This window comes from Ectothiorhodospiraceae bacterium BW-2, from assembly GCA_008375315.1.
Classification (GTDB): Bacteria; Pseudomonadota; Gammaproteobacteria; order Thiohalomonadales; family Thiohalomonadaceae; genus BW-2.
This window is the reverse complement of record CP032507.1, coordinates 1,566,295-1,581,306: the sequence shown is the minus strand read 5'-3', so window position 1 is coordinate 1,581,306 and position 15,012 is coordinate 1,566,295. Positions and strand designations below refer to the sequence as shown.

The following is a 15,012-nucleotide window of genomic DNA, read 5'->3' as shown; positions in this document are numbered from 1 at the left end:
TTAAAAATCCCGTTCCTGCGGCAATGAATCAGCTCTATCGGCTAAAAAATCATCGTCAAAGGCGGGTTTGGTATCAAAAAAAGTATCCCAGCGTCCCATAATCACCGGTTTCTCTGCCTCTTCAACTTCAACCGGTGGGTTGCGTAGCAGTGACTCATACTCATCAATCGGCAGAATCACCGAAATGCGCTGCCCTTCCGGGGTGGTTATGAATTGGGGGTGGAGGGTTTGATTTAGCATGGTGTTCTCCTGTTTTCGGTAATTTCGAGCAGTATCATGAACTTTCATATCATTATATTCTGAACCAAACCAATAAACGGCTTCCAACCGGTTACTATGGTTACGATTGCACTGAAAAAACTGATTAAAGCGACCACTCCAGCAATTATTTTGAATAGTTTGCTCGTAATTGCTGTTGCTGCCTTTTGGTGGTTAATAATATCTAGCCAGTCAAGCAGCTGAATTGGCAAAGATAATACCTCTCTGATACCGTTACGGAACCACTTAATTGGGTTTACTAATTCTTGTTTATTTGTTTCGAGTTGGTTATCTAGATAGCCCATATAGCGAATGAGTGTTTCCTGCATTGCGTTCATGTAATTACTTGCCAACTGAGCCGACAAGAACTCGTCATCCAGTGTCTGCCTTAACTCCGGCAACATATTCAAAATGACAGGATAATTTTTCATCATATAGTTGCGGTACGGGGGTTGGTAATGAACAAACACCCCTAAACCCCCCATTATGTTCTGCATCTTATGGGAATCATGCAGTAATTGACTATAAGCCTCGTTATCTCTGCCACCGCTATTCCAGTATTGTTTTAACAGTTGCAGAAAATTCTCTGAGAAACTGATGTGTTCAGTAATCTTATTGCGTTTGCGAATAGGAATAAGCAATCCCCAAAGCGATATACCAAGCACAAGTAACAGGGTGTTAGTGCTACTCATCTAGTCCCCGTTATTTTGCCTAAACGCCTCGCGCAATACCGCTTGCATCAGTTGGTCGGCATGGCTCTGGTTTTGGTTGATTTGGGTTTCGAGTTGATCGCAGAGGGCGAGGAGCTTTTCGACTTTGGTGACGATGGCATGTTGTTCATAAAGAGGTGGCAATGGGATAACTAAAGGGTTTATGTCCTTGTTATTAACTTGAGGAACAACGGAATCATTACCAAGCAATGCAAGATCAATGCTATCAAACCACATTTTAAAATAACCGAAGCCAACATTATTTAATGTCGTTACTGCCATAGTATTTGAATCTATTAATATTGGCTCTTTCAGTACAACACGACGTTTATTAGTTGAAATAGCACCGCCACGCTTTGGAAAAATAATACTTCCGCATGGTATTAAATCTTGCTTCCTAATTTTGTCAAGATGAAAGTATGTTGAAGATGTAACAATCTCGTATTCATTTCCATACAAATTCATATCACCTACTTTTACAAACATAACGCCGCTATCAGTTTTTGGATAGTGATACTGATTCCCACTCTTTAGGTTAGCTATTACCTCTAACCGACACCACTCCCACCCCTGCGGCAGTTCAAACGGTTTTTCCTCCTCACTAATCGGCGGCAGGGGCTTTTGCTTTTTAATCTTTCCCTCTTTAATCAGTTGCGCCTTTTCAGCGGCAATGCGTTTGAGTAATTCGCTGGCAGGTTCGACATTGGGGTTTTCTGCTCGCCAGTCGGCGGTGAGTTTACCCTCTATCGCCTCTTGCAAAATTTGTTGGCGCAGTTGTTTGAGCAGGGTTTTTTGGTGGGTGAGTTCGTCGTTTAATTCTAATACGATTATTGAATTATTTTGTAGGGACTCAATTATTTTTTCGATCTGTGAAGAAAAATATGACTCACCCTTCGAAATTCCGTTTACTTCCAAATCTTCAATAAACTTCACTACCTTACCTTGAACTTCCAATGATAAGGGAATAGCTAACAATTTCTTTTTAAGAAAACTGAAGTGTCGACCATAGTTCTTTGTATCTGTTTCAAGACCAATCAAGCTATAGTAAAAATACTTTGGGTCAACATCTTTCTTGGGCTTAAGGAGTTTTACACCATCAGCGCCAACTACAAATGGAAAGTCTATAAATTTGATCGTTTTCGAATGGTCACCATAAATTATTAAAGGCAAATCGGTACTAATTACATTCTTTTCGAAATCACTGTATCCAACGATCAGTTCCTTGCTTTGTGACACAACTGGATACTGACCGAATTTTTTAATCTCTTTTTTTGTCAGCCCTTTAGGTAACTTAAACGGGAGTTTATCCAACAGGTGTTCAACAGAGACGTTCTGTTTTTTAATTTCATCACGCGCAAAATAGTTTTCAATCAATTGCATGTAAATAGGCAGGTTCTGAATATAAACCTTATTCCATTTATCCACTACACCACCCCCTTCCAAAACCACCTCAACATCAAATCACACACCACCATTTCCCCCTCAATCAATCGCCGCTCGCGTTCCAGTTCAGCAATCAGCTCCGCTTCGGTAGGCAGGATGCGCTGATATTTGGAGGCGAAGAGCTGCTGGTTTTCCTGCAATATCGAATAGCGGACGATTGCGCATCTGGCGGGCGACGAATGAGAAGCCTTTGCCCAGTTCAAGCATAAAATCACTGACTTTGACAGTTCGCCAACTCATAGCGATTCACCTTCCATTGGATTAATTAACCTCAGCCCCTCAATCCACTCAAAGTCATCGATGTTCCGAGTGGCTAATGTTTGCTGATACTCCAACGCAGTCGCCGCGATCACCGCATCGCCTAACGACATTTTGCGTTGCAGACACCATTCCCGTAGTTGGTTGAATTGTGGCTGAATCGCATAGATGAAGATATTGCTATCGAGTAGCACCGTTACTCTCTCCCCGGCAGGGGTCGATCCTGACGGATCTCCCGTTGCCATGCTGCGGGATCGTCTATCTCCCGAAAAGCGGTGCCTCGTTCGGCAATTTTTGCCATCAATTGCGCTACTTTAGTGCCATTGGGTTCCTCTTTCGGTAAACGCTTGCTCTCCTCATCCACCCAATCAATTAACCGATGGATAAGTTCAAGTTTTTCATGGTGTTGAAGCTGTTGTACCAATGGCATCATCTGTTCAATATTCATGCACTTAACTCCCGCTTTAGTTGTTGCAATAGCTCATCCGACTTGGCAAACGACTGCTGTAATCGTTCCAGCAGTTCACCACTGCTCAGTTGTTGCGCCTGCTCCGGTTGGTGTGGATTCTTGATATCGAGGTTATAGCCGTTGCTCTCCAGTGTGGCGCGTTCGACCTGCCACGCCTGTTCATTGGCGCTTCGGTTGTGCCACCACGCTTTGAGCGATTCAAACTCATTGAGCTGAATCGGCTTGGTTTTGGAGTAGGCCTTGTAGCCTTCGGGTAGCTGATGTTCGTAGTACCAGATGGTTTGGGTCGGCTCTCCTTTGGTGAAGAAGAGCAGATTGGTGGCGACCGAGGCGTAGGGCTGAAACACCGAGTTGGGCAGGCGGATAATGGTGTGCAGATTGCACTCATCGAGCAGTTTTTGGCGGATGCGCTGCTTCACGCCATCGCCGGTGAGGGAGCCATCGGGCAGGACAATCGCCGCCCGCCCCCCTGCTTGAGCAGGTGGATCATTAGAATCAGAAACAGATCAGCCGATTCCTTGGTGCGGTAGCTCTGCGGGAAGTTGTTTTCGTTGTTATTGGAGACCACGCCACCAAAGGGGGGATTAGCGAGGATAATATCGACCCGATCGGCGTGGGTGTATTCGGTCAGTGGTCGCTCTAACGAATCACTATAGCGAATATTGGGGGTGGTCATGTCGTGCAGGATCAGGTTGGTATTGGCGAGCATATAGGGGAGCGGTTTGTACTCCCAGCCGCGTACATTCTGGTTGATCGCTTCGTGTTGCTCGCCTGAGGTGGCACTCTGTTTCAGGTGTTCAATCGCGGCGGTGAGAAAGCCGCCGGTACCGCAGGCGGGATCGAGCGCGATCTCCCCCTGTTGCGGATCGACAAGTTCGGTCATCAGTTGGGTGATGGCGCGTGGGGTGTAGAACTCGCCGAGGGTGCCGGCACTTTGCAGTTCACCGAGGAACGATTCGTAGATTTGGCCGAATAGCTGAAGGTCTTTGCTGTCGTTAAAGTCGATTTCGTTGAGTTTGTTAATCACCTGCCGCAGGTGAACGCCCTTTTTGATGTAGTTGTAGTTATCGGCAAAGACTTCGTGAATCAGCAGGGTACGGCGGTTTCCGGTAGAAAGATCAAGGTTCGCCAGTTCGGGAAAGAGGCGATCATTGACAAAGCTAATCAGCTCATCACCGGTGATTCCCTCATCATCAGCCGCCCACGCCTGCCAGCGCAGATCGGCGGGGATCGGTGAGGTGTAGCTATCGTCCAGCAGCTCCAGCTCTTCATCTTTGTCGCTGATGATTTTGAGAAACAGCATCCACCCCAATTGCAGGATGCGTAGTTCATCGCTACCGGTGCCAGTATCTTTGCGCATGATGTTGCGGGCGGATTTGACGATACTGCTGACATTGCTCATGCGTTATTGATTCTCCAAAATTTATGCCGTTTGATAGAGCTGCTCTTCCAGTGTGGCGAGCGCTTGCAGGTAGTTCTGTTTGCCGCCAAAGTGGCGAATAATCTCGGTCGGGGTGCCGATTTGGTTAAACGGGTTAATTTTGAGGATTTTAATATCTTCAATATTCTCAATCCCTTCATCGGCATATTTATCCAGCAGGGCATTAAGCACTTGTCGTGCCTGTTCGCCATATTGGCTGAAGGCATCGCGTTTTTTAACCCGATTGGCGCGTTCGGCACGGGTGAGCGGCGGTTGGTCAAAGGCGGTGTGGCAGATGAGGTCAAACAGATCCATCTCTTTGCCCACAGCTTCTTTAAGGTTCTCCAGCACCACGCCCTGTTCGATTAACTCATCAATAATCGCCTGCTTTTGGGCACTGCTGTGCCAGCGGTTGAGGAACTCGTTGAGCGATTGATACTCCTCGCGTACCTTTTGGCGGGTGTAATCTTTCAGGCTGCCGGTGATCAGTTTGCCGTGGTTGTCGAGGTATTGAACCCGCTCGTTCAGCACCGCGACATTGACGCCATTAACATAGTATTTGGCGCGTGGTTCACTAATAATAGTGCCGCCATTAATAATGTCAGGCGGATTATCGGCTTCTGTTGGTTCAAAAATCACCTCTTCACCACTGATTTCATCAATGATGGGTGTGTCGTCAGTCAGCTCATCGTCGGGGTTTTCAAACGCTTCATCCTGACCGACCTCTTTAATGCGTACCGGCTCCCCGTCAAAGTCAGGATCGGCAAACAGATCGGTGACATTGCGGAAATCGAGAATGGTGAAGAAGTGTTTGCCAAAGGCTTCGTTGATACGGGTGCCGCGACCAATAATCTGCTTAAACTCGGTCATCGAGCCGATGTTACTATCGAGCACAATCAGCTTGCAGGTCTGGGCATCGACGCCGGTGGTCATTAATTTGGAGGTGGTGGCTATCACCGGATAGCGCTCTTCGGGATTGATAAAGTTATCCAGCTCGCGCTTGCCCTCTTCATTATCACCGGTGATCTGCATCACATATTTGGGGTTCTGCTGCACCAGATCGCGGTTGGCATTGGCAAGGGCGGCGCGCATCCGTTCGGCGTGGTCAATATCGACGCAAAAGACGATGGTTTTATCGAAGCGGTTGGTTTTGGTGAGCAGTTGTGTGATTTTGTCGGCAACGGTTTGGGTGCGCTCATCAATCACCAGCGTTCGGTCGTAATCTTTGCGGTTATAGATGCGGTCTTCGACCCTTTGGCCGCTTTTGTCGGTTTTGCCCGCTTCGGGTCGCCACCCTTCGAGATCGACATTTAAGCCCACGCGGACGACTTTGTATGGGGCAAGAAAACCATCCTCGATCCCCTGTTTGAGGGAGTAGGTGTAGATGGGATCACCAAAATATTCGGTGCTGGAGATCGTTTCGGTCTCTTTGGGGGTTGCCGTTAAACCGATGTGGGTGGCTTGATGGAAGTAGTCGAGAATCATGCGCCAGGCACTCTCTTCAGACGCACTGCCGCGATGACACTCATCAATCACAATCAGATCGAAAAATTCAGGGCTAAACTGGCGATAGGCATCGCGGTTTTGGTCGTAGTTGGTGATCCCCTGATAGATCGCCAGATAGATCTCATACGACTTGTCGATCGCTTTATGGCGAATTACCGTCATTTTGTCCTTAAAGTGACGAAAATCACCGCGTTTGGTCTGGTCAATCAGGGCATTTCGGTCGGCTAAAAAGAGAATCCGTTTTTTGGTGCGCGACTTCCATAGCCGATAGACAATCTGGAACGCGGTATAGGTTTTACCGGTTCCGGTGGCCATTGTCAGCAATATCCGTTGCTGTCCTTTGGCAATCGCTTCGACGGTGCGGTTTATTGCGATCTGCTGGTAATAACGGGGGTTGCGGCCACTGCCATCAAAGAAGTAGTCCTGGGCGCTAATACGCTCGGCATCAATACTCTCTATCCCTTTGTAACGTTTATAGCACTGCCATAACGCTTCGGGCGTGGGGAACTGGTCAAGGGGTATCTCGCGTTCTATTTGACCGGAACTGGCGCTGCGATCATGTTCATAGAAGCCATCGCCGTTACTACTGAACACCACCGGAATATCAAGAATAGTGGCGTAGTCTAGCCCCTGCTGAATGCCTGCTTTTACCGAGTGGTTGTTATCTTTGGCCTCAATCACCGCAACGGGGATATTGGGCTTGTAGTAGAGGATATAGTCGGCGCGTTTGCGTTTGCCGCGTACTGACAGATTGCCTTTAACAAAGATACGACCGTCGGTGAAACTCACCTCTTCGCGCACCTGTTTGACCATATCCCATCCTGCTAACTCTAAGGCCGGATTGATGAATTTGGTGCAAATATCGCGTTCGGAGAGAGCTCTCTTACGGGTCATCATTTCATAATATCCTACATACTTTTATCAAAAGGTATCCTGATAACTGTTCAAAGCGAGTGGCCATTATCCATCTTCTCTTCCAGTTCTGCCATCATTTGTGAAGGTTTACACGCCAAATGCTGCGCCAACACAAACAGTGTGTGGATACTCGGTGCCCGTAAGCCTCGCTCCATCAAACTAATGTAAGTTCTATCCAGTCCTGTCTCCATATCCCCAGTTTAATTATGTGCCCCCCGCAACAACCGCTCCAGCTGCTTAATTTTACTCTTGCTAGGCTGCTAACAGACGGAGCGGTCAACTTAAATCCCGCAGCGGCACCTTCACTTCCGGCGTAATCGCGACACTGGAGAGTGGCCAACAAATCGTGCTCTACCAGACCGATATCGGCCATGCCGGAGAGTTGATCGATGAGATTCTGCGTCTGCGCCATTCCGGGTTAGCCAAACCCACTATCATGTGCGATGCGCTCAGTCGCAATCTGCCTACGGTGCTGGATGAAACACAGCGACACGATACATTCTGCAACAGCCACTGTAGGCGGGGGTTTGTGGATGTGGCAGAGCTGCATCCGGATAACGGCCCGTGGGTGTTAGCGCTCTACGACCCGGTGTGGCACCACGATGCTCACTGCAAGGAGGAGAAGTACACCCCGGCAGAGCGGCTGGCTTACCATCAGCAGCACTCACTGCCGCTGATGGCGCAGCTCAAACAGTGGGGCGAGGCGCAGATTGAGAGTGGCGATGTCGAGGAAAACAGTCCGCTGGGCAAAGCGATCCGCTATCTGCTCAACCACTACGACAAATTGACCGGATTTTGCCGCATTGAGGGGGCGCAAATCGATAATAACCAGATGGAGCGCATGCTCAAGCTGGTGATTCGGGGACGGCATAACAGTCTCTTCTTCAGAACGCTCGGCGGAGCCGGTGTCATTCTCTCTCTGGTCGCTACTTGCTATTTGGCCGGGGTCAATCCGTTTGATTATTTGGTGGCGCTACAGCGTTATGTCCATCAGGTTAATCGCCACCCACAGTTGTGGTTCCCTTGGAACTATCAGCAGACGCTGGCATCGTTGTCAGTTCCTCTGAAAGCTGCGGCTTAGCCGAGCCCACTCCCTCCCTCTGTTTAAGTCTATCAGGCCGGTCCGGGGCTGTTACGCTATGGTGGCGTAAGGTTACGCTCGGTTGGTATTTTGTTAGCTGCAATTAGTGCTATCGGGCCGCTTAATATAGCGACCTATTTCATTTTAAAGAGCCCTGATGAATCGATATGCGCCAATAGCCCGCCCCAGTCCGATTTCGGGCTCTATGCGGTCAGCCACCACTACCCGCAGAATCTGTCGGCTTATCTCAGTGCAGGCAATAAGCCGGCTCTACCGCCTTAGCTGGGGCAGTGATACAATCACACTCATTGTCCTGACTCAAATCGGCAGTTATTGGAAATCTACAGCGAGGAGGAGCCTGAGGTGGCCTATACCCTAGAACAGTTTACTAAAGAGTTTGTTGCTAGCCATTTGGGAATTCTGTCACCTAATGAGCGTTTGAAAGATTTATCTCCAGATGAGATAGCGAACAACTTAAGCGAAGAGGATTTGCAGACACTGCTCGATGTTGTATGGCTCCAATAGTGATATGGCTCTACTTGGCCAAAAATGGCAACCCTATCGTTCAGTCGCTTCCTGGTATCTCTGGCAATCGTTGGATAATACCTGAAACCTGTGTTCGGACTATTCAAAAAACTCAGTTGTGCCCGCTGTAACAAGCCTATCGAAGGTCAGTATCTTAAAGTGGGTAAAACTGCACTGCACCCTGACCGGAAGCTGTCAAGTAATTTGAGACCAGTTGTTAAAAAAATAAAGCTCTAAATCTAGCCGGTGATTGCCACTGCCCTCACCGGCAAATTTCGCCTATGTTGAGTCATGACGCAACAAGGAGCGAATATGACCCTCATGGCCCTTTGCCGCAAGAGCCAAGCCCTTCAGCAAGGGGGAGCTGCAAGGCGAACTGCAACCCCTAATCTAGGAACCTCCCTCCTGCACCGCGTTACCCACAGCCCGCCCCCCTACGATAATAAGGGGGTCTCCGGGGGGCGGGCTATGGATAACGCTCTGTCATTCAGCCACCACAACCGGCTAAAGCCATCGACGATAGACCCACTAGCGGCACCGTCACTCATCTCTCCTTCGCTCTATTCAGGGTTGGATAGTTGACCTCCAGCGACCCCACCCCCTCCTCCGGTAGAGCGGGGTTAATCCATACCTCAGTAGGGGGTTGCTTAACCTTGGGCTCACCATGAATAAAGCGTTTCGGATGCTGCTGATAGGCCTGCTTCAGCGCCTGTTCACGCTGCTCGCTAACCTCCTTGTAACGACCGGTAAATACCTGCTCTGGAGTGAACCACGCAATCCCTCGATGGTGGTGGTGGAAACAGTACCAGTCAACATAGTCACTAAACCATATTCTGGCATGGTCAACTCCTGTCAATCGTTGAGGATAATCGGGTTGTTGCTTGAGTGTTTTAAATTGACTCTCGCTAAACGGATTGTCGTTACTGACTCGTGGACGGCTGTGGGAGCAGGTGATCCCCAGTTCGGCCATCAAGTCGAGATAGCCTCTGGCGGTCATCGGCACACCTCTATCCTGATGCAGTGTTAAGCCACTGAGCGCGACCCGATAGCGAGCCGCTGCGTCACTGATTAACAGCTTGGAGAGCTCACTATTCTCCTTCCTTGAGACCATCCAAGCCACAATAAAACGGCTGTAGAGATCCATCACCACATAGAGATTCAAGAAGTTACCCTGCTCTGTGGTGGGAAGCTTAGTGATATCCCATGTCCAAACCTCATTCGGGCGGGTCGCCCGTAATCGGGGGATAGCGTGTGATTTGGCCGGTTTTTGAGCTCGCCGCTCTCCCGTCTGTTGATTAGCACGAAGGATCCGATACATCGTACTGATTGAACAGTAATATTTCCCTTCATCCAGCAGGCTAGCATAGATCTCTGCCGGAGGTTGGTCATAGAATCGTTCGCTGTTCAAAAGCCCCAGAACGGCTTGCCTCTCTGCCTCACTCAGCGCATTGGCTGCGACGGGTCTTGGAAGGCTCGCTCGGGGGGAGACAACCGGAGCCTGTCGGCGGTAGTAGCCTGCACGCGAGAGCGCTAGGCTATCGCAAGCGGCTCTTATGCTCACCGAACTGGGGCACTCTTTTTCAACTAATCTCATAAGCTTATCTCTGTGTTCATCTGCTCCAATAAGCTGAAGGCTTTTTTTTGGAGCGCAATCACCCCTTCGGTCTGCTGTAACCGTTGGCTAAGACGCTGAATTTCCTTCTTTAAACGCTCTATCTCCTTATCTCGCTTGTCTAGGCTCGGTTTGCGACCACTCTGTTTCCCTTTCAGGCCAGCCTGCCCCTGTGCTTGCAGTTGTCGGCGCCATTTGGTCAGATGGGAGCTGTAGATCTGCTCTTTGCGCAGCAGCTCGCCTAGCTGACCCGGCTCCTTGCACTGCTCTGCTTCTGCTAGGATCCGAAGCTTCTCTTCCTCACTAAATTTGCGGTAGGAGCGCTTCTCTTCATCGGGGTCGGTAACCTCGTTGGAGGGTAAAACGGTAGTATCTTTGGGCATCGTGTATCTCCTCTGTTGCCCCCCTGATTCTACATTCATTTCTCATCAGGGGTGGTCTCAGGGTATCTTGACACTCAGGGCTGACTGTTTTATCTGTCACGCTTGTCATCAACGGATTAATGGTCCGTATAACGCTTCAAGAGGAAAAATCTACCATCCGCACTGTTATCAACAACGCTTTGGCTATCGGTGCGAACAGTGTGGAGAGTTATTGGGGGAGCGTTGGGTCACCTACCAAAAAAAACGATATCATCAACACTGTTATGAGACGCATATTCAGCCCCGTTGTGCTCAATGCAGCCAACCTATTAGCGGCAAATATGTTGCAAAAGAGAACCAACTTTACCATCAGACCTGTTATGCCAAACACTTTTTACCGAAATGTTGTGTCTGCCATCGCGCCTTAACCCGTGGTTACATCACCGATAGCTGGGGTAACAACGCCCATAAAACGCATCATCAGCGTCAAACACCCCAATGTAATAGCTGCGGTCGCATCATTGGTATCGAAAGCTCTAACAAGGGTACGCAATTAGCCGATGGCAGATGGAGTTGTGGTTACTGCCAAACCTCCGCCATTACTCATCTATCTGAAGCCAGCTCAGCCGAGCAGATCGTACGCGCTCTGCTCGCTGCAAAAGGGTTTCAAATCCCCGCTTCCGTGCCCGTCAGGCTGGTTAATCGGGAGCGGTTAAAAGTTGAGGCTCAAAATGGTCGGGGGGATACGCAGGGATTGGCCAAATATACCCGGCAATTGCGGGGAGATACAATCAGTGAAACGCACGAAATTTTCATTCTGAACCATCTGCCAAAACCGGCATTTATGGCCGTCCTAGCGCATGAGTTACTGCATGTCTGGTGCAATCATCATGCGGTCAAACTCAGTCGGGCTAAGCTGGAAGGGTTCTGTAATCTGGGTTCTATGGTCATCTATCAGCAGGATGGTAGCCCGCTGGCTCAGCAGCAGCTGAAAAAAATGGAGCTCAGTAAAGATCGCATCTATGGCTCAGGGTATCGGGCCATGCGTCAGGAGCTGGAAAAATTCGGCTGGAGGCAATTACTATCGAGGTTATCATCGTGATCACAATCAAGGTTTGGTTGCAGAGGCCGATCAAGCGATGGGATTTTGCTTTTTTAACAATTTGGCAATTGGAGTAGCTCACGCTTTAAGCCATCCCGACATCAACAAGGTAGCGATCATCGATTTTGATGTCCATCATGGCAATGGAACCGATGCCATTTTTGCCAATCAACCGCGAGTATCGCTCTTTTCCAGCTATCAACACCCGTTCTACCCCGGTACCGTTGCGGTTACACCCTACACCATCCTCTTACCAGCAGGAAGTCAGGACACCCATGCATGGAAACTCATGCAACAGCAGTGGCTACCCACGCTTAAGTCATTACAGCCCGATATGCTGTTCTTCTCTGCCGGTTTTGATGCGCATCAGGATGACTGGATTGGCGGTCTGAACTGGTCTACCGAGAGCAAAAAACAGTTCTTGATTTTTTATTTATTTGTCATTAGAATTTTCCACCGTAGATAGGTTATCTACAAGCGCGAAAGTTTTGCGTGCCATGGTTAGAGTCGAAGTCGAATCGCAAGGTTGTTCTCTGTTCAGGATGAACGTCGAGGCAATTTTTATGGCGCAAGCTGGGTTTCGATGGCTGAAACTGCCCATGTTGCCGGTGTTGACCGGCCATCCGGTTGGGACTGCTCAACCAGGACTCCAGTTGCTCGCCCGCAAGGGTGTTATCAACGGAGAGCGAATTACCAAAAACCGCCATGAGCAACTTTGCTTAGGTTTTTAGGAACAGTTATTATCAAATGACCACCGAGCTAACCCGCTCTTGTTTAGCCTCTACTCAAGGAAGAGTAGTGTCAGTGTTAGAGGGCGGTTATACACTCTCCGCTCTAGCTGAGTGCGTAATGGCTCACCTGAACGGTCTGCTGGATGCAACAAGTGCGTTGCCATGAAACGGATTGCCTTATGTGGGACGGTACACTTGTGGCGAATCGGAATATAATCTGCTTCAGTTTTGTCACGACAATCCGGCAAAAGCAGCTCATTTACGAGGCAATGCGGTGAATACCGCACCTAATCACCGCAAAAATTGCAACGAATAAACTGGACTTTTCACTGAACAGGCCGCATATTCGCCTTAAATGATGCGGTGATTAAAATGTGGATTCATGAGCATACAGATTGGCCAGGCTTCCGTTGGGATGCAGCCTCCCTAGCGGTAAAACTGGCCGAGGTACGCCACCGTCAGGGGCGACAATTAGCCTTATCTAATTGAATAATTGATAAACTCACTCATCTGGCCATAACTCGTAATCGTCAGACTCTTGATTGCCCTCGTCATCGCAACATGGAGTAGCGCCCGCTCAGATAACTCATGCTCTCTTAGTTCGACCGGATCCGTTGTGGCAGCCGTCAGCTTGAGTGGTAATTTGTCGATGTTGGCACCTGCAATCAAGATATGTTGAAACTCCAGCCCCTTCACCCGATGCATCGTAGCTATCCTAACGCCTTTAATGTTTCTGTCTTCCGAACCATTGGCCAATATTTCATAAGTGGAAAATCCCGCTTTTTCCAGCTCTTTAGCATAACTGTTCAGCAGATCTTTGGTTCGGGCAACAACACAAATATCCTTCAGTAAAGCCCCGGCAGCTTCTAGCTGTTCAATCCGTTCACAAATGGCATCTAACTCTTCGGTAAAATTAGTAAAATTAATGACCTCTGGTGCTTCACCATGCATCAGGGAGACATAGCCTCTATTGTCATCCCCTCCCCCATCCAGATCATCAACCGAGACCCCTTCAAGTACAGAAACGGCCAGCTTTTTGGTCTCTTCAGTAGTGCGGTAGTTAATCCTGAGCTTTCGGCTTCGCCCGATAATATTAATCCCGCACTGCCCTAGCACTACCTTATTGCGATAGATGCGTTGATGACCGTCACCGACAATAAACAGATCATTTGGCTGCTCGGCAACCACTCGTCTTAACAGTTGGTAAGCCGTTTTTCCCATATCCTGCCCCTCATCCACAATAACGGCTGAATAGATCGGTTTAATCGATTTTTGCTCGATAATTTGAATACAGTCCTGCATCGCATCGGGCATCTCTCTTAGGTTGCTGTGACTTAGCTGCAACATGTACTCTTCGAAAACCGGCCAGACGAGTAGTCTCTCTTTACGGTTTAAACGGGTACCTCGCCCGGTACGCTTTGCCTTAATATACGCCTGTTTTGTGGTGATTTTCTGCGCCTGAATCACCAAACGCCACTCCTCTTCGTAAAAGCGATCTGTCAAATCAAGTTCAGCAGGTTGAACATCTAACGCCAATTGCCAGCACTGCTGTCTGGCCGGATTCGAATCATTCGGAAACACGATTTGATAGCTATAGCTATTTCTCTTTAAAAAACTATAAACCCAGGCATCAATATTAGAGACTTCAACTCGTTGTAACTCATGGTGGTTACAGATGAGCGCTAAGTGATCTCTAATATCCGATGCAAGATTTTTGGTGAAGGTCGTGAACAGAACTTTTTGGTTTGAAGGGGGCAGATGGTTTACCAGCCATTTTGCTCGATGAATCGCGGCAACCGTTTTACCGGTGCCGGCGCCTCCTAATACACGAACTGGACCATTCCAGTCCCTCTCTACCAGTTTTCGCTGCGAAGGATGCAAAAATATCCGCCACTTCTCCAGTGGTGCATCGAGCATCTTTTCCAGCTCTTCATCTGAAACCAACACAAAACGACGCTTTGAGCCTTCCCGTTCAAGTGCCGCGCTATAGTCATCGGTGTCGATGTGGGTTTGTGTCGAGGTATAGTCGTCCAGAACCTCTTCATAGGGGATGCCATCGGCTAAAAAATAGAGTGCTTCATAAGCATCAGATGGGAGTCTATTGGTTAACTGTTCCAGATCCACCAAGGAGCGTAAGGTTCGAATGGGGGATAACAGCTCCTCTGGTAGTCCGATAGCAATTAACTGCTGATTTGAGTAGTCTGAGAAGATAGGTTGCGTGGCGTCTTGAGCTAACTCGTCAGGTTTATCGGACGGTTTAGTGACCTCATGCTCTGCTAGTATCGTTTCGGTAGCATAGAGTTGAATCGTACCGGTTGCCGGATGAATTTTACACTGATGGCTTCTGGCCCAGGCGTAAGCCTCATCGTGATGATCAACCCATAGCAAAATAAATAATTCGCCCTGCTCCGGTTTGAGCACTACCCCACGATAACTGTTATCGATCCGTACGGATCGCATCAATGAATTAGCTGCATTATTGATCTTTTCGTAGTGAATACCCGCTGCAGTGGGATTATTACGAAATTTGTTCACAAATTGATTCACCTTTTTCTGCTGTGTTTTAGGTAAATTCATCATAGCGGTCAAAAAATCAGATGCAATGGCAACCTGTGGCATA

The 15,012-nt window shown here is 48.6% G+C and carries 17 protein-coding genes and 1 pseudogene; 6 read left to right on the top strand and 12 right to left on the bottom strand.

The annotated features are described in order from the left end of the window. The 9 genes and pseudogenes from D5085_07600 to D5085_07560 all read right to left on the bottom strand — a co-directional run bounded on the left by D5085_07600 (nucleotide 1) and on the right by D5085_07560 (nucleotide 7,170). Nucleotides 1-240, bottom strand: coding sequence for a hypothetical protein (locus tag D5085_07600; GenBank protein ID QEP42994.1), 240 nt, complete (start codon nucleotides 238-240; stop codon nucleotides 1-3). Nucleotides 241-284: 44 nt separating this feature from the next. Next, nucleotides 285-950 (bottom strand): hypothetical protein, encoded by a 666-nt coding sequence (locus D5085_07595; protein ID QEP42993.1) that lies wholly within the window; start codon nucleotides 948-950, stop codon nucleotides 285-287. Continuing rightward, the gene (locus D5085_07590; GenBank protein ID QEP42992.1) at nucleotides 951-2,393 is read right to left on the bottom strand and encodes a hypothetical protein; all 1,443 of its coding nucleotides are present in this window, start codon (nucleotides 2,391-2,393) and stop codon (nucleotides 951-953) included. Next, on the bottom strand, nucleotides 2,393-2,626 hold the full coding sequence (locus D5085_07585) for a hypothetical protein (protein ID QEP42991.1): 234 nt from the start codon (nucleotides 2,624-2,626) through the stop codon (nucleotides 2,393-2,395). The genes D5085_07590 and D5085_07585 overlap by 1 nt, the downstream gene beginning before the upstream one ends. Nucleotides 2,627-2,647: 21 nt before the next feature. After that, nucleotides 2,648-2,863, bottom strand: coding sequence for a hypothetical protein (locus tag D5085_07580; GenBank protein QEP42990.1), 216 nt, complete (start codon nucleotides 2,861-2,863; stop codon nucleotides 2,648-2,650). A 2-nt stretch (nucleotides 2,864-2,865) separates the two neighbouring features. Beyond that, nucleotides 2,866-3,117, bottom strand: a complete 252-nt coding sequence (locus D5085_07575) for a hypothetical protein (protein ID QEP42989.1) — start codon at nucleotides 3,115-3,117, stop codon at nucleotides 2,866-2,868. Continuing rightward, nucleotides 3,114-4,540, bottom strand: a pseudogene (locus tag D5085_07570) (SAM-dependent DNA methyltransferase). Before D5085_07570 ends, D5085_07575 begins: the two are co-directional and overlap by 4 nt. 21 nt (nucleotides 4,541-4,561) lie before the next feature. Then, entirely contained in the window at nucleotides 4,562-6,958 is a 2,397-nt protein-coding gene (locus D5085_07565) for a DEAD/DEAH box helicase (protein QEP45091.1), read from the bottom strand. A gap of 50 nt (nucleotides 6,959-7,008) precedes the next feature. Further along, on the bottom strand, nucleotides 7,009-7,170 hold the full coding sequence (locus D5085_07560; protein QEP42988.1) for an XRE family transcriptional regulator: 162 nt from the start codon (nucleotides 7,168-7,170) through the stop codon (nucleotides 7,009-7,011). Between the two features lie 125 nt (nucleotides 7,171-7,295). On the opposite strand from D5085_07560, the gene D5085_07555 reads away from it, so the two are divergent. Continuing rightward, on the top strand, nucleotides 7,296-8,060 hold the full coding sequence (locus D5085_07555; GenBank protein QEP42987.1) for a transposase: 765 nt from the start codon (nucleotides 7,296-7,298) through the stop codon (nucleotides 8,058-8,060). Between the two features lie 1,069 nt (nucleotides 8,061-9,129). Here the strand turns inward: D5085_07555 and D5085_07550 are convergent. Together D5085_07550 and D5085_07545 are read right to left on the bottom strand one after the other, a co-directional pair. Further along, on the bottom strand, nucleotides 9,130-10,179 hold the full coding sequence (locus D5085_07550) for an IS3 family transposase (protein QEP42986.1): 1,050 nt from the start codon (nucleotides 10,177-10,179) through the stop codon (nucleotides 9,130-9,132). Next, nucleotides 10,176-10,619, bottom strand: coding sequence for a hypothetical protein (locus tag D5085_07545; GenBank protein QEP42985.1), 444 nt, complete (start codon nucleotides 10,617-10,619; stop codon nucleotides 10,176-10,178). Before D5085_07545 ends, D5085_07550 begins: the two co-directional genes overlap by 4 nt. A gap of 172 nt (nucleotides 10,620-10,791) precedes the next feature. On the opposite strand from D5085_07545, the gene D5085_07540 reads away from it, so the two are divergent. The 5 genes from D5085_07540 (at nucleotide 10,792) to D5085_07520 (ending at nucleotide 12,881) form a co-directional block, all read left to right on the top strand. Continuing rightward, complete coding sequence (locus D5085_07540; protein QEP42984.1) at nucleotides 10,792-11,661, top strand: hypothetical protein; 870 nt, start codon at nucleotides 10,792-10,794, stop codon at nucleotides 11,659-11,661. Continuing rightward, a complete protein-coding gene (locus D5085_07535) occupies nucleotides 11,582-12,127 on the top strand; it encodes a hypothetical protein (GenBank protein ID QEP42983.1) in 546 nt (181 codons plus the stop codon). The genes D5085_07540 and D5085_07535 overlap by 80 nt, the downstream gene beginning before the upstream one ends. Before the next feature lie 31 nt (nucleotides 12,128-12,158). Continuing rightward, nucleotides 12,159-12,392 (top strand): hypothetical protein, encoded by a 234-nt coding sequence (locus D5085_07530; GenBank protein QEP42982.1) that lies wholly within the window; start codon nucleotides 12,159-12,161, stop codon nucleotides 12,390-12,392. 16 nt (nucleotides 12,393-12,408) lie between these two features. Continuing rightward, nucleotides 12,409-12,558 (top strand): hypothetical protein, encoded by a 150-nt coding sequence (locus D5085_07525; GenBank protein ID QEP42981.1) that lies wholly within the window; start codon nucleotides 12,409-12,411, stop codon nucleotides 12,556-12,558. Between the two features lie 206 nt (nucleotides 12,559-12,764). Then, nucleotides 12,765-12,881: a DUF4172 domain-containing protein gene (locus tag D5085_07520; GenBank protein ID QEP45090.1), complete on the top strand. Its 117-nt coding sequence runs from the start codon at nucleotides 12,765-12,767 to the stop codon at nucleotides 12,879-12,881. Here the strand turns inward: D5085_07520 and D5085_07515 are convergent. Continuing rightward, on the bottom strand, nucleotides 12,870-15,011 hold the full coding sequence (locus D5085_07515) for a DNA helicase (protein QEP42980.1): 2,142 nt from the start codon (nucleotides 15,009-15,011) through the stop codon (nucleotides 12,870-12,872). The genes D5085_07520 and D5085_07515 overlap by 12 nt on opposite strands. Nucleotide 15,012: the final 1 nt, after the last annotated feature.